Raw genomic sequence first — 12,859 nt, 5'->3', positions numbered from 1 at the left:
GCCGACCGGAGGGGCGGTCCGGGATCCAGGGGAGGGCGAGATGCAGAAGCTGTACTACGCGAGCGGATTCGTGCTGCTGGGCGACGAGGTGTGCTCGGCGGTCGTCGAGTACGCGCAGGCGCTGGCGAACGTGGGGAAGTCGGACCTGGTCGTGGTGCCGTCGCTCTCGGACGAGGGGCTGCGCGGCGAGACCCGTCTCCTGGTCGGACCGGCCAGCCAGCTCTTCACCAGCCCGGCGCTCGACCGCGGCGTCGACCTCGACGATCCGGAGGCGGTGGAGTCGATGCGCGAGAAGACCCGACGGCTCCAGCCCGCGCGGCCGACCGTGCAGCCGCGCGGCGAGGGCGACGACAGCGAGGACGACGGCGGGACCGACTACCTCTGACGCCTCAGGTGTCGAGCGTGGTGCTGGGGCGCTCGCCGAAGCGGTGGGCGTACGAGGCCGAGAACCGGCCGAGGTGCGCGAAGCCCCAGCGCCGTGCGACCTCGCTGACGCTGACGACTCCGGACTCGCCCGCCCGCAGCTCCTTCTGCACGCCGTCCAGCCGGATCCGCCGCAGGTAGTCGACCGCGGTGAAGCCGAACTCGCGCCGGAACTCGGTCTGCAGCGTCCGCAGGCCGATGCCCGCCGCGTCGGCGATCTGCTCGGTCCGGAGCGGCTCGTGGGCGTGCTCGTACATGTACTCGATCGCCTGGCGGAGGCGCCCCGAGCGGGGTACCCCGAGGTCGCCGGGAGTGTCCAGCGTCGAGTGCGGGAAGGTCTCGAGCAGGGCGACGGCGACCGCGCGGTCGGCCTCGCGGCGCAGCAGCGGCGAGCTGTCGGCGTCGTAGATCACCCGGGCGACCGTCGCGACGGTCGCCGACCAGCGCCGCAGCGCCGCGCCCTCGGGTCGTGCGGTGGTGTCGAAGAGGAGGGGGCCGCGGGTGCCCTCGACCTCCTCCGCGATGCCCTCGAGGTACGCGCCGTCGAAGTGGATGAGGTTCTGGCGGTAGTCGTGGAACTCGAACCGGCTGGGACGGTCGTTGACGAAGATCGCCGGCTGCCCGAATCCGAGGGTCACCGCGTCGCCGTCGAGATCGGTGACGCCCGCGCCGGCGGTCAGCCACGAGACGACGTACTCGCCCTCGGTCTGGATCGAGCCCTGCACGGAGCCGGCGAACTGGCTGCCGCGGAGCGTCACATCGCCGTCGCCGACGGAGGTGTAGCGGTACGAGAAGTCCTCGCCGGGCTCGACGACGAAGCGGTGCCCGTTGTACGACTGCTCGAAGAGGGCCCGCGCCTGCTCGATGTCACGCCCGCCGATGTCGGAGCGCATGACCTCGTCCTTCTCGTTCATCCCGATCAGGGTCGCACGAGGAGCGCTCCTCACCGCGTGCCCCGAACGGGGAATTCGTTAAGCGGATAAACCAGTCGCGGGTCCGGCGGCGCGGGTCATGGCCTGGACGGTCGCCGCCTGGAACTGCGTGAGCAGCACCACGGTGTGCCACGCTCCGGCTTCCACGGCGAGCGAGAAGGTGGCGCCGGCCGGAGTGGCCCGCCAGGAGCGGATGTCGCGGGTGCCGACGCGGGTCGAGTCGCCGGTGCCGGCGCTCCGCAGCACCAGGGAGTCGGGCAGCACGCAGAGCGCGCCCGTCACGCCGTCGACAGTGGAGGAGCACTCGAAGCCTGCGTCGTCGTGCACTGCACCGGCGAGCTCGACGAAGTCGGTGACCTCCATCGGCTCGTCGTCGTCGCGCCTGGACACGGCGCGCTCAGGCAGCGTGCGTGAGCCCGGAGGACTCGGGCTGCTGCGCCGGCTCGGTGACGATCCGCAGGCCCCGGCCGCTGTTGGCCTCCTCCATCAGTGCGCGCACCCAGGTGGCGTTGATCGCTGGCATGCGGCTTCCGTGGAACGAGAACTGGAGGGGGATGGTCGGGTGCAGCCACAGTGTCTGGCGTCCGGTGCCGTGCGCGCTCGAGGCGTCGAGCTGGAAGGCGAACGCCTCGTCGCGGCGGAACTTGTTGATCATGACGATCTGGAGGTGCGCGAGCGCGCGGTCGTCGATCTCGTGCGAGGTGGGGGGAGTGCCGTAGAGGAGAGCGCCCATGGTGCGTGCCGCCGTTCTGTGCTGTGTCGCGGGTGCCGGCCGCGACGGTGGGGTGCCCCGGCGAGTGCCGCCGGGAGGGGGAGTGCGAGATGGTGGGGGTGTTCGTGGGGAGCAGGACCCGGGGTGTGCTGTGCCGCCGAGTCGAGTGTCCGGAGTGTCGATCCGGGGGTGCCGGGCTCCGGGATGTCGAGCCCGGATGCCGTCGCGCCGAGCCGTCGATCCCCGCTGACGCCTGCTCTGCAGGCCCGTGGAGTCGGGCGGTCGGGCCGTCCCTCCGGCTGTTCTCCGAAAGTACGCCCCTCGTTCGGAGGGCACGTGTCGCTATCCGGAATGCGAAGCAGTGGCCCCGGCCGCCGGGCGGACTCCCAGCCGGGTGACTCCGGGGCTCAGTTGCGGGGTGCCTCCTAAGGGCGGGGCGGCTGCGTCGAGACACCGTGCTCGTGCGCGAGACACCGACTCGGCAGTGAGGTGCCGGGCGGGCCGGCAGTGTCTCGGCAGGGCGGGGCAGGTGTCGGTGGGTGCTCGGACGGGAGTGAGGCCCCCTGCGTAGGCGCTGCGCGAGCTCCTGCGGCGAGACGCTGCTCTCGTGCGAGAGGCGCCGCCTTCCGCGGTGGTGTCTCGCCGGGTTGGCGGTGTCTCGGCAAGTCGGCGGGAGGAGGAGGGTGCGCTCCTGCGCGAGTCGTCGCGCCACCGCTCCGGCGGGGGTGCCGACGCTCAGAAGGCGTAGCGGACGCGGCAGTAGGGGAGGCGCTCGGCGAGGAGGGCGCGGAAGCGGTCGAGGGCCGCGCGCTTGAGGTCGCGTCGGTAGCGGATGTTGACGGCGCCGTTCTCGGAGACCTTCTGCTCCTGGCGTCCCGGCTGCCAGAGCAGCGACTCCGCCTTCGGGTGCCAGCCGAGGTTCACCTCGTGCAGGCCCCCGTTGTGGGTGAGGAGGATCACCTCGGCCGCGAGCTGCGCCTTCGCCCGCGAGTGGAGGGCGGCGTCGAGCTGGTCGAAGAGCTCGGTCCAGTCCTGCTGCCAGGTCTCGGTGAGGATCACGGGCGAGAAGTTGACGTGCACCTCGTAGCCGGCGTCGACGAAGTCGTTGATCGCCGCGATCCGCTCGGCCATCGGCAAGGTGCGGATGTCGGTGACCTTCGCCGTCTCGGCGGGCATCAGCGAGAACCGGATGCGCGTGCGCCCGAGCGGGTCCCACTCGAGGAGCTCGCGGTTGACGTACTTGGTCGCGAAGGACGCCTTGGCGGTGGGCGACATCCGGAACAGCTCGCAGAGGTCGCGGACGTTCTCGCTCAGCAGCGCGTCGACGGAGCAGTCGCTGTTCTCGCCGATGTCGTAGACCCAGGCCTCCGGGTCGCACTGGTTCGCCTCGGCCTTGGGGCCCTGCTTGGCGATGTGCCGGGCCAGGTGGCGCTGGATCTGCTCGATGTTCGTGAAGAGCGTGATCGGGTTGCTGTAGCCCTTCCTCCGTGGCACGTAGCAGTAGACGCACGCCATGGCGCAGCCGTTGGCGGTGGAGGGGGCGATGAAGTCGGCCGAGCGGCCGTTCGGGCGCGTGACGAGCGACTTCTTCACCCCGAGCACGAGCGCCTCCGTCTTGATGCGCACCCAGCGCGCGACGTTCGCCTCGTCGCCGTGCACCTCCGGGATCAGCCAGTGCGACTCGACGGGAACGATCTCGGCGCCCGGCCATCGCGCCACGACCTCCTGCCCGCGGGGCAGCTCGAGCGCGGCCGGCTCGGCGTAGATCCGCCGGATGTCGAGCAGGCGCCGCTCGCGGACCTGCGCGGACGCGGGGCTCGGAGCGGTGTCGGACATGAGTCCGTTCTATCGGCGACCACCGACATCCGCTGGGCAGAGCCGTCGCCCGCCGCGCAGGTCCTCCGCCCGCCTGCAGGCACCGTTCCGCCGCTCCCTCAGGATGGAGGCATGCCCTCCTCCGCCGACCGCTTCCGCCGCGCCGCCGTCGAGCTCGCGCAGACCTCCGAGCGGCAGGTCGAGTGGGCGCTCGCCGTCGCTGACGACGCGCGCCTCCTCGCCCTGATCGACGAGCTGCCCGCGCAGCACCGGCAGCCGTCCCTCCTCTTCTCGGTCGCGCGGCTGCTCGGCGTGCCCGACGTCGACGGCGCCGGATTCGCCGCGTGGCTCCGGAGCGAGTGGGCGCGGGTGGCGCCGGTCGCCGCCGAGCGGAGGACGCAGACCAACGAGGCGCTGCGGTGCGCGCCCCTGGTCGCAGCGCTGGAGCGGATCACGGAGCCCGGCGAGCCGGTGGCGCTCGTCGAGATCGGCGCCTCCGCGGGGCTCTGCCTGGCGCCGGAGCGGTACTCCTACGCCTTCACGGCGAGCGACGGCGAGACGCGGCTCGGGTCGGGCGCGCCTCTGCTGCGGTGCGCGGTGAGCGGAGGCGCGGCGCCGGCACGGCTGCCGGTCGTCGCGTGGCGCCGGGGGCTCGACCTGGCGCCGCTCGACGTCCGCTCGCCCGAGGACGTCGCCTGGCTGGAAGCGCTGCTCCCGCCCGACCGCCCGGAGCGGACCGCGCGGCTCCGCTCGGCCGTGGAGACTCTGCAGGACGACCCGCCGACGATCGTCGCGGGCGATGCGGCCGCCGAGCTGCCCGCCCTGCTCGACGCGGTGCCGCCGGGTCTGCGGACGGTCGTCGTCTCGCTCGGGACCCTGGTCTACCTTCCGTGGGCCGCGCGCGAGAGCGTCCTGGCGACGGTCGCCGATCGCGGCGCGAGCCTGGTGACGCTCGAGGCGGAGGCGCTGCTCCCGCACCTCGTCGCCGCGCGCGGGGACCGCACGGCTCCCGAGCCGACCCCGTTCCTGCTCGCCGCCGACGGCGTTCCACTCGCGAGCGCGGCCGCCCACGGCGGCACCCTCTCCTGGCTGGCCTGAGGCGCGCTCCAGCGCCGTGTGCGGGGTGCCCCAAGCTCGGGAGGTGCCCGGCGCCCGGTGACCGGTGCACGCTCCGCCCCGATCGTCCGCCCACTGTTCAGAAGTTGTCGCACTCAGCGTCGAGTGCGACAACTCCTGGACTCTCGCGGAGGAGCGAGCCCGAAGCCCGAAGCCCAACGCGCAGAGCTCTGAGCTCAGGCGCTCGGCCCGATCGTCCGCCCACTGTTCACGAGTTGTCGCACTCAGCGTCGAGTGCGACGACTCCTGGACAGTCGCGAAGGAGAGGGCGTCGAAGTGCAGCGCTGAGAGCTCGGAGCTCGGAGTCCCGGCGCTCGACTCGCGCCCACTGTTCAAGAGTTGTCGCACTCGGCGTCGAGTGCGACGACTCCTGGACTCTCGCGGAGGGTAAGACGGCCGAGTGCAGGACTCAGAGCTCAGAGCCAGAGCTCAGAGCGTCCAGCGCCCAGCGCCCAGCGCCCCAGCGCCCTACAGCCCGTCGACGACGAGCTGCGTCGCGCGCGGGACGTACGAGGTGTTCGTCGTCGGGTCCCAGCCCACGAGCGCGACCGCGTCGCCGCCGACGCGCGCGGTGATGCCCACGAGCGAGAACGGCTTGCCGCCCACGGCTCCGGACACCTTCCAGCCGAGCGTCTCGTCGGCGCCGGTCAGCGTCTGCTCGGTGCGCTCGACGGTCGTCTCTACCGGCACGCCCTGCATGGCGAAGAGCGTCGAGCCGGAGGCGCAGCGCGTGGTCGCGTCGGTGGCGCTCGCGAGGAGCGAGGCGGCCGCGTCGGCGGTGCCGGTGCTCGACACGACGGCGGTCATGGAGCGGTCGGCGCTGGTGCCGTACGAGAGTCCGGCGGCGGGCTGCGCGGTGTCCCAGCCCAGGCCGAACGGCGAGAGGCAGCTCGCGTCGGTCGCGGTGAGGCCGGGGTAGATCGAGTCGAGCATCTCCTGGATGCTCGCGTACTCGCCGGGCACGAACTGCACGCCGGTCAGCACGGCGGCCACCTGCTCGCCGGTCTTCTGAGCGGTGTCGGCGGTCGGGGCGGCGGCCGTCGCGGTGGCGGACGGGGCGGCCGACGACGAGGGGAGCGTCGGAGTGAACGGGCGGAGCGTCGATCCGCTCGTCGCGGTCCCCGCGCAGCCCGAGAGGACGAGCAGCAGCGCGCCTCCGATCAGAGTCGTGCGCAGCAGTGTCTTGGACATCATGTCTCCCCCTTCGCCCGCCGGCGCCGCACCGGGGCGCCTGAGGCTAGCAGAGCCTCGCGTCCCGGAGGCGGCCCGGCGCCGCCCGCAGGACGGAGGCGACCCGGTGGCACCCGCAGACCGGAGGCGGTCCGGCAGCGCGTGCAGATCGGAGTCGGCCCGGCCCCACCCGCACGACGAAGCCCGGAAACCCGAACCCACGCCTCCGACGGCCGCTCCCGCCGCGTCCGCTCCGCAGCTCAGATCTCGGTGTGCCCGAGCTCGGCTCCCGCGAGCAGGCGGATCTCCGGCTCGGCGATGCCCTCCAGCTCCAGCACAACGACGCGGTTGCGGCCGGCGCGGGTGACCGGCGAGGGGACGATCAGCGTCCGCTGCGGTCCGCGACGCCAGTAGCGCCCGAGGAGGAAGCCGTTCACCCAGACCAGGCCCTTGCCCCAGTGCAGCGTGTCCACGTACAGGTCGGCCTGCTCGTCGAGGTCGAACGAGCCGGAGGCGAGCTGCGGCCCGGCCGAGAACGCCGGCGCTGCGACGGCCAGGTCGGGGAGGCACTCCAGCGCGAGGGCACGCGCCGCCCAGCCGGTCAGCGGGGCGCCGTCGAGCGTCATGCCTCCGATCAGGCCCTTGTGCTCGCCGATGCGCGTGCCGTAGTTCACCCGGCCCTGGTTCTCGACCAGGATCGCGAGCTCGCCGCGTCCGCTCGGCAGAGTCAGCGCCCGCTCGTGGTGGTCGCGCGCCAGCACGCCCACCGGCACGCCGTCCAGCAGCACCCAGGCGCGGTCGCGCACCTCGTCGCCCACCACGAGGCGGACCGGAGCGGAGGAGCCGTCGAGCGTCGTCGTGAAGAGCACGAAGCCGTCGTCGTGGCCGAGGTCGTCGAAGCTGGCCATCGCATCGAGGTGCGCGGCCGGTCCGAACGCCTGGCCGAGGCCGAGCAGCGCCGGGCCGGGGACGAGCGGAGCGGTCAGGGCGGGGGCCGGCGGGCGCACTGCGGGCACCTCCTCCGGCACCGGCGCGTAGCGCGCGATGACGTCGCGGAACGCCCAGAACTTCGCGGTCGGGTCGCCGCCCTCGTCGAGCGGGGCGTCGTAGTCGTAGCTCGTCGTGATCGCGGCGTAGCGGCCCTTGTCGTTCGCGCCGCTGGTCAGGCCGAAGTTGGTGCCGCCGTGGAACATGTAGATGTTGACCGAGCCGCCGGCCGCGAGCAGCGTGTCGAGCTCCTGGGCGGAGGCGTCGGCGTCCGTCGTGTGGTGCTGGGTCCCCCAGTCGTCGAACCAGCCGCACCAGAACTCCATGCACATCAGCGGGCCGGTGGGCTGGAACTCGCGCAGCGTCGCGAGGCGCTCCGTGGTCCGCGAGCCGAACGAGCCGGTGAGGTGCAGGCCCGGCAGGCTGCCGTCGGCGAGCATCTGCGGAGTGGGCTGGTCGATGGTGGTCAGCGGCACCGTGATGCCGGAGTCGCGGGTCACCCGCACGAGCTCGGCCAGGTACTCCTTGTCGGAGCCGTACGCGCCGTACTCGTTCTCGATCTGCACGAGGACCACGGGCCCGCCGGCGTCGATCTGGCGCGGGGCCACGATCGAGTACACGCGGCGCAGGTAGTCGCTGACCGCGGCGAGGTAGTTCGGCTCCGAGCGGCGCACGCCCACCTCGGGGTCGCGGAAGAGCCAGGCCGGGAGGGCGCCGTTGTCCCACTCCGCGCAGATGTAGGGGCCGGGGCGCACGATCGCGTGCATGCCCTCGGCGGCGATCAGGTCGAGGAAGCGGCCCAGGTCGAGCCCGGCGTCCTCGCGCCACTCGCCGCGGCGCGGCTCGTGCGCGTTCCAGGCGACGTAGGTCTCGATGGTGTTCAGGCCCATCAGGCGGGCCTTGCGGATCCGGTCGGCCCAGAGGTCCGGGTGGATGCGGAAGTAGTGCAGCGCCCCCGACAGGATGCGGTGCGGGCGGCCGTCGAGCTCGAAGTCGGCGGCGCCGATGGCGAAGCGGCTCTCGGGAGCGGTGGTCATCTGGATCCCCCTCAGGATCGGTGCCCGGTGTGTCCGAGCGTGAGAACGACACGGGGCCGACCGGAGCGATCCGGCCGGCCCCGCGTCGAGCAGTGGTGCTACTCCGAGACGGTGAAGCCCTGCGCGTTGCCGTACTGGACGAGCTTGCTCTGCCAGTCGGCGAGGCCCTGGTCGAGGCTGGTGCCGTTGGCGTACGCCTGGCCGACGGTGTCGCCGAAGACGCTGTTCGCGTAGACCTGGTAGGGCAGGTACGACCAGCCGGAGCGGACGTCCTTCGAGGCCTGGGTCAGCACCTCGTTGATCTTCTGGCCGCCGAAGTACTCCGACTCCTGACCGGTGAAGTCCGAGCTGTCGAGGTCGGCCGTGGTCGACGGGAATCCGCCGCTCTGCAGGAAGACGTCGACCGAGGCCTGGTCGCTGTTCAGCCAGCGCAGGAACGCGGCGGCCAGCGCCGGGTTCTCGCTCTGCTTGGTGACGGACTGGCCGCCGCCGCCGTTCTCGGCGCTGACGGCGGTGCCGTCGTAGGTCGGGATCGGCGCGACGGCCCAGTCGCCGGAGGCGTCGGGGACGCTGGACTCCAGCACGCCGGGCATCCAGGCGCCGGTCACCAGGGAGGCGATGGAGCCGTCGGCGAGGCCCTTGTACCACTCGTCGCCCCAGGCGGGGGTGTCCGAGAGCAGCTTCTTCTCGACGAGCTGGTTCCAGACGCCGGTCCACTTGGCGGTGCCCTCGTCGGCGAGGTCGATCTTCACGTCCGTGCCGTCGGTGGTGAACGGCTCGCCGCCCGCCTGCCAGATCATGCTGGTCGCGAAGCCGGCGTCGCCGGTGTCGGCGGTGATGTACTTCGACGGGTCGGCGGTGTGCAGCTTCTCGGCCGCGGCCACGTACTCGTCCCAGGTGGCGGGGACGGCGATGCCGTACTGGTCGAAGACGGTCTTGTTGTAGAACAGCGCCATGGGGCCCGAGTCCTGCGGGAGGCCGACGAGCTTGCCGTCGATGTTGACGCTCCCCCAGGTGGAGGCGGAGTACTTGTCCTCGAGGTCGCCCATGCCGTACTGCGACAGGTCGAGGAGCGAGTCCGACAGCGCGAACTGCGGCATGGCGTAGTACTCGATCTGGACGACGTCGGGGGCGCCCGAGCCGGCCTTGATCGCGTTCTCGAGCTTGGTGTACTCGTCCTTGTTGGTGCCGGCGTTGACGAGCTCGACGTCGACCTTCGGGTAGGCCTTCTCGAACGCGGCGACCTGCGCCTCGGCGCTGGGGGTCCAGCTCCAGTACGTGATCTTGCCACCGGCCTCGAGGGCCGAGTCGAGGTCGGCGGCGGAGCCGGCGCTCGTGGTCGTGCCGCCACCGGAGGTGGACGAGCAGGCCGCGAGGGAGCCGGCGGCCAGGGCCGCGACGGCCGCGACCGTCAGGGTCCGCCTGAGGGCGGAACGGGCGATCTTCATGGTGGTGTTTCCCTTCACTTCTTCGTGCTGCGGGTGCTGTGGACGGGGCAGGACGCTCCGGCCGGGGGATGGGTAGGGGGAGGGCTCAGCCCTTGACGCTGCCGGCGCTCAGACCGGACTGCCAGAAGCGCTGGAGTCCGAGGAAGGCGACGACGATGGGGATGATCGTGAGGAGCGAGCCCGTGATCACGAGGTTGTAGATCGGCTGCGCGCTGACGCCGGTGGCCTGCGCGTTCCACTGGTTGAGGCCGACGGTGAGCGGGTACCAGGTGGGGTCGCTCAGCATGATCAGCGGGAGGAAGTAGTTGTTCCAGGTCGCGACGACCGAGAACAGCAGCACGGTCACGATGCCGGGGGCGAGGAGGCGGATGGAGATGGTGAAGAAGGTGCGGAACTCGCCCGCCCCGTCCATCCGCGCCGCTTCGAGCAGCTCGGTGGGCACCGACTCCACCGCGTAGACCCACACCAGGTACAGGCCGAACGGGCTGATCAGCGAGGGGATGATGATCGCCCACGGGGTGTTGGTCAGGCCGAGCTGGCTGAACATGAGGAACGTCGGGACGGCGAGGGCCGTGCCGGGCACCGCGATCGCTCCGAGCACCACGGCGAAGACCGCCTTGCGGCCCGTGAAGCGGAACTTCGCGAGGCCGTAGCCGGCGAGCGTGGCCAGGAGCGTCGCTCCTCCGGCGCCGACGACGACGTAGAGCAGGGTGTTGCCGAGCCAGCGGAGGAAGATCCCGTCGCGGTAGCTGAGGGTGTCGGCGATGTTCTGGAAGAAGACGAAGTCGCCGTCGAACCAGAGGCCGAAGCTCGAGAGCAGGCCGGCCTGCGTCTTCGTCGCGTTGATGACCAGCCAGGCCAGCGGCACGAGGCTGTAGAGGATGAAGACCGACATCAGCAGGGTGAAGGCGATCGACTTCTTGGGCTGCACCGAGGAGCCGCGGCGGGCGGCCGGGCGCTTCGGGGCGCGGGCGGGCGTCCGGGGAGCGGTCGCGAGGGCCATCAGTTCTCCTTCCGCGCGCCGCGGAGCTGCACGACGTAGGCGATCACCGCGGTGATCACGCCCATGACGATGGCGACCGTGGCCGACGCGTTGTACTGCTGACCGGCGAAGGACAGGTTGTAGGCGTACATGTTCGGGGTGAAGTAGGTGGTGATGATGTTCGGCGCCAGCGTCCGGAGGATGTTCGGCTCGTTGAACAGCTGGAAGCTGCCGATGATCGAGAAGATCGTGGCGATGACGATCGCGCCGCGCAGGGCGGGAAGCTTGATCGAGCGGATGACGCGCATCGGGCCGGCGCCGTCGATCTCGGCCGCCTCGTAGAGCTCGCCGGGGATCGTCTTCAGCGCGGAGTAGAAGATGAGCATGTTGTAGCCCACGAACTCCCACGTGACGATGTTGCCGATCGAGGCGAGGATCCAGTCGCGCGAGAAGGGCTGGACGACGTCGGAGCCGAGCAGGTCGTTGACGTTCGCGGCCAGGCCGAAGTTGTCGCCGTAGATGAAGCCCCACATCAGCACCGCGACGACCGCGGGGACGGCGTAGGGGAGGAAGACCACGATGCGGAAGAAGCCGGTGCCGTGGAGGCGGCCGCTGTCGATCGCGAGGGCCGCGACGAGGGCCAGCACGAGCATCACGGGGACCTGCACGACGAGGAACAGCAGGACGCGGCCGAAGCCCTCCCAGAAGTTCGGGTCGGTGAAGATCGCGGTGTAGTTCGCGAAGCCGACGAAGGAGTTGCCGCCCACCAGCTGCTCGCGGAAGAGGCTGAGGTAGATCGAGTAGACGACCGGGGCGATGAAGACCAGGAGGAAGACGACGAGGAAGGGGGCGACGAACGCCAGGCCCTTCCACTCGCTCTTCGCCCGCGACTTCGGGGCCGCGAGGGGGGACGCCGGAGGGGCGACCTCGCTCAGCGGGACGGGGGGAGACGTCGTCGTCATGGGATTCCGTTCGGGGAGTAGTGCGGGCCCGTCATGTTCACGTCAACATGGCAGAGCGTCACCGTAGCATGTCCACGTCGCCACCCGCGACTGTTCCTGCGTCACGGTTCGGCGCACGATGCACCACGGCTGACGGGCGGCGCGCTATAAAGGGAAGCCCATGTCACTCGAGACCGACCGCCCGTCCCCGTCCACCCGGCCGCGACGCGGCGTCTCGATGGCCGACGTGGCCCGGCGCGCGAACGTCTCGGGCCAGACGGTCTCGCGGGTGTCGAACGGCAAGCAGAACGTCGACGGCGAGACGCGCAAGCGGGTCCTCGAGGCGATGCGGGCCCTCGGCTACCGGCCCAACAGCGCGGCGCGGGCCCTGCGGACGGGCCGCTTCCACAGCATCGGCGTGATCATGTTCACGCTGTCCTCGTTCGGCAACATGCGCACCCTCGACGCCATCGCGATCGCGGCCGCCGACGCGGGCTACTCGATCACCCTCATCCCCGTCTCCCACCCCACCCAGGGCGAGGTGTCGGTCGCGTTCCACCGGCTGAGCGAGGAGGCGGTCGACGGCGTCATCATCATCGTCGAGGCGCACCTGCTCGACGAGGCCGACATCGTCCTCCCACCGGACCTGCCCGTGGTGGTCGTCGACTCCGCCGGCGGCGAGAAGTACCCGGTGGTCGACACCGACCAGATGTCGGGCGCCCGCCAGGCCGTCGAGCACCTGCTCGGACTCGGCCACCGCACCGTGCACCACATCGCCGGCCCGGACCGCTCCTACTCCGCCGAGCGCCGCCACGAGGCGTGGGAGTCGACCCTGATCGAGCGCGGCGCCCCGGTGCCGGAGGTGCTGGTCGGCGACTGGTCCACCGACTCCGGCTACCGCCTCGGCAAGCGGCTCGCCGCCGATCCGGAGGTCACCGCGATCTTCGCCGCCAACGACCAGATGGCGCTCGGCGTGCTGCGCGCCCTGCACGAGGCCGGACGCGCCGTGCCCGGCGAGGTGAGCGTCGCGGGCTTCGACGACATGCAGGAGTCGGCGAGCTTCTGGCCGCCTCTCACGACGGTGCGCCAGTTCTTCGGGGACACGGGCCGCCGCTCGGTCGACATCCTCCTGCGCGAGCTCGAGTCGGGCGAGCGCACCGGCGTCTCGCTCGTGCCGACCCGCCTCATCGTCCGCGAGAGCACCGGCCCGGCCCCCGCCGCCTCCTGATGCTTCCGCGGAGCCGGCCCGCGGAAGCATCAGGAGGCGGCGGGGGCCGGGCCGGTGCTCTCGCGGAC

12 protein-coding genes are annotated in these 12,859 nt (G+C 71.6%); 3 read left to right on the top strand and 9 right to left on the bottom strand.

The genetic code is table 11. The features are described 5' to 3' along the window. A partial coding sequence (locus C5C56_RS16675) for a hypothetical protein (protein ID WP_219813915.1) occupies nucleotides 1–385 on the top strand: 385 nt, incomplete at its 5' end. 4 nt (nucleotides 386–389) lie between these two features. Here the strand turns inward: C5C56_RS16675 and C5C56_RS16670 are convergent. From C5C56_RS16670 to C5C56_RS16655, 4 genes are all read right to left on the bottom strand, one after another. After that, nucleotides 390–1,337 carry an AraC family transcriptional regulator gene (locus C5C56_RS16670; protein WP_104223413.1) on the bottom strand — a complete coding sequence of 316 codons (948 nt, stop codon included), beginning with the start codon at nucleotides 1,335–1,337 and terminating at the stop codon, nucleotides 390–392. A 57-nt stretch (nucleotides 1,338–1,394) separates the two neighbouring features. Beyond that, nucleotides 1,395–1,745, bottom strand: a complete 351-nt coding sequence (locus C5C56_RS16665) for a hypothetical protein (protein ID WP_104319965.1) — start codon at nucleotides 1,743–1,745, stop codon at nucleotides 1,395–1,397. Between the two features lie 7 nt (nucleotides 1,746–1,752). After that, the gene (locus tag C5C56_RS16660; protein WP_104223411.1) at nucleotides 1,753–2,088 is read right to left on the bottom strand and encodes an ATP-dependent DNA ligase; all 336 of its coding nucleotides are present in this window, start codon (nucleotides 2,086–2,088) and stop codon (nucleotides 1,753–1,755) included. A 714-nt stretch (nucleotides 2,089–2,802) separates the two neighbouring features. Then, nucleotides 2,803–3,903, bottom strand: coding sequence for a spore photoproduct lyase family protein (locus C5C56_RS16655; RefSeq protein ID WP_104319964.1), 1,101 nt, complete (start codon nucleotides 3,901–3,903; stop codon nucleotides 2,803–2,805). A gap of 111 nt (nucleotides 3,904–4,014) precedes the next feature. Between C5C56_RS16655 and C5C56_RS16650 the strand changes: the two genes are divergently transcribed. Next, nucleotides 4,015–4,980: a DUF2332 domain-containing protein gene (locus tag C5C56_RS16650; RefSeq protein WP_104319963.1), complete on the top strand. Its 966-nt coding sequence runs from the start codon at nucleotides 4,015–4,017 to the stop codon at nucleotides 4,978–4,980. A gap of 486 nt (nucleotides 4,981–5,466) precedes the next feature. Here the strand turns inward: C5C56_RS16650 and C5C56_RS16645 are convergent, their stop codons facing one another. The 5 genes from C5C56_RS16645 to C5C56_RS16625 all read right to left on the bottom strand — a co-directional run bounded on the left by C5C56_RS16645 (nucleotide 5,467) and on the right by C5C56_RS16625 (nucleotide 11,584). Beyond that, on the bottom strand, nucleotides 5,467–6,192 hold the full coding sequence (locus tag C5C56_RS16645) for a hypothetical protein (protein ID WP_104297617.1): 726 nt from the start codon (nucleotides 6,190–6,192) through the stop codon (nucleotides 5,467–5,469). Between the two features lie 236 nt (nucleotides 6,193–6,428). Beyond that, entirely contained in the window at nucleotides 6,429–8,192 is a 1,764-nt protein-coding gene (locus C5C56_RS16640; protein WP_104319962.1) for a beta-galactosidase family protein, read from the bottom strand. A gap of 98 nt (nucleotides 8,193–8,290) precedes the next feature. Next, nucleotides 8,291–9,640 carry a sugar ABC transporter substrate-binding protein gene (locus C5C56_RS16635; RefSeq protein ID WP_104223423.1) on the bottom strand — a complete coding sequence of 450 codons (1,350 nt, stop codon included), beginning with the start codon at nucleotides 9,638–9,640 and terminating at the stop codon, nucleotides 8,291–8,293. Nucleotides 9,641–9,725: 85 nt separating this feature from the next. Continuing rightward, on the bottom strand, nucleotides 9,726–10,535 hold the full coding sequence (locus C5C56_RS16630; protein WP_258062773.1) for a carbohydrate ABC transporter permease: 810 nt from the start codon (nucleotides 10,533–10,535) through the stop codon (nucleotides 9,726–9,728). Between the two features lie 107 nt (nucleotides 10,536–10,642). Continuing rightward, on the bottom strand, nucleotides 10,643–11,584 hold the full coding sequence (locus tag C5C56_RS16625) for a carbohydrate ABC transporter permease (RefSeq protein ID WP_104226355.1): 942 nt from the start codon (nucleotides 11,582–11,584) through the stop codon (nucleotides 10,643–10,645). A gap of 160 nt (nucleotides 11,585–11,744) precedes the next feature. Between C5C56_RS16625 and C5C56_RS16620 the strand changes: the two genes are divergently transcribed. Further along, a complete protein-coding gene (locus C5C56_RS16620; protein ID WP_258063339.1) occupies nucleotides 11,745–12,791 on the top strand; it encodes a LacI family DNA-binding transcriptional regulator in 1,047 nt (348 codons plus the stop codon). The last annotated feature ends 68 nt before the right edge of the window (nucleotides 12,792–12,859 follow it).

The sequence above is a fragment of the Rathayibacter sp. AY1D1 genome (genome assembly GCF_002932635.1).
Lineage (GTDB): Bacteria > Actinomycetota > Actinomycetes > Actinomycetales > Microbacteriaceae > Rathayibacter.
Note: the sequence above shows the minus strand (reverse complement) of the source record. Positions and strands in the feature narration are given on the sequence as shown.

Coding starts and splice junctions, on each gene's coding strand:
- C5C56_RS16625 (WP_104226355.1), bottom strand. CDS start 11,584: ATGACGACGACGTCTCCCCCCGTCCCGCTGAGCGAGGTCGCCCCTCCG.
- C5C56_RS16640 (WP_104319962.1), bottom strand. CDS start 8,192: ATGACCACCGCTCCCGAGAGCCGCTTCGCCATCGGCGCCGCCGACTTC.
- C5C56_RS16655 (WP_104319964.1), bottom strand. CDS start 3,903: ATGTCCGACACCGCTCCGAGCCCCGCGTCCGCGCAGGTCCGCGAGCGG.
- C5C56_RS16630 (WP_258062773.1), bottom strand. CDS start 10,535: ATGTCGGTCTTCATCCTCTACAGCCTCGTGCCGCTGGCCTGGCTGGTC.
- C5C56_RS16635 (WP_104223423.1), bottom strand. CDS start 9,640: ATGAAGATCGCCCGTTCCGCCCTCAGGCGGACCCTGACGGTCGCGGCC.
- C5C56_RS16670 (WP_104223413.1), bottom strand. CDS start 1,337: ATGAACGAGAAGGACGAGGTCATGCGCTCCGACATCGGCGGGCGTGAC.
- C5C56_RS16645 (WP_104297617.1), bottom strand. CDS start 6,192: ATGATGTCCAAGACACTGCTGCGCACGACTCTGATCGGAGGCGCGCTG.
- C5C56_RS16620 (WP_258063339.1), top strand. CDS start 11,745: ATGTCACTCGAGACCGACCGCCCGTCCCCGTCCACCCGGCCGCGACGC.
- C5C56_RS16650 (WP_104319963.1), top strand. CDS start 4,015: ATGCCCTCCTCCGCCGACCGCTTCCGCCGCGCCGCCGTCGAGCTCGCG.
- C5C56_RS16660 (WP_104223411.1), bottom strand. CDS start 2,088: ATGGGCGCTCTCCTCTACGGCACTCCCCCCACCTCGCACGAGATCGAC.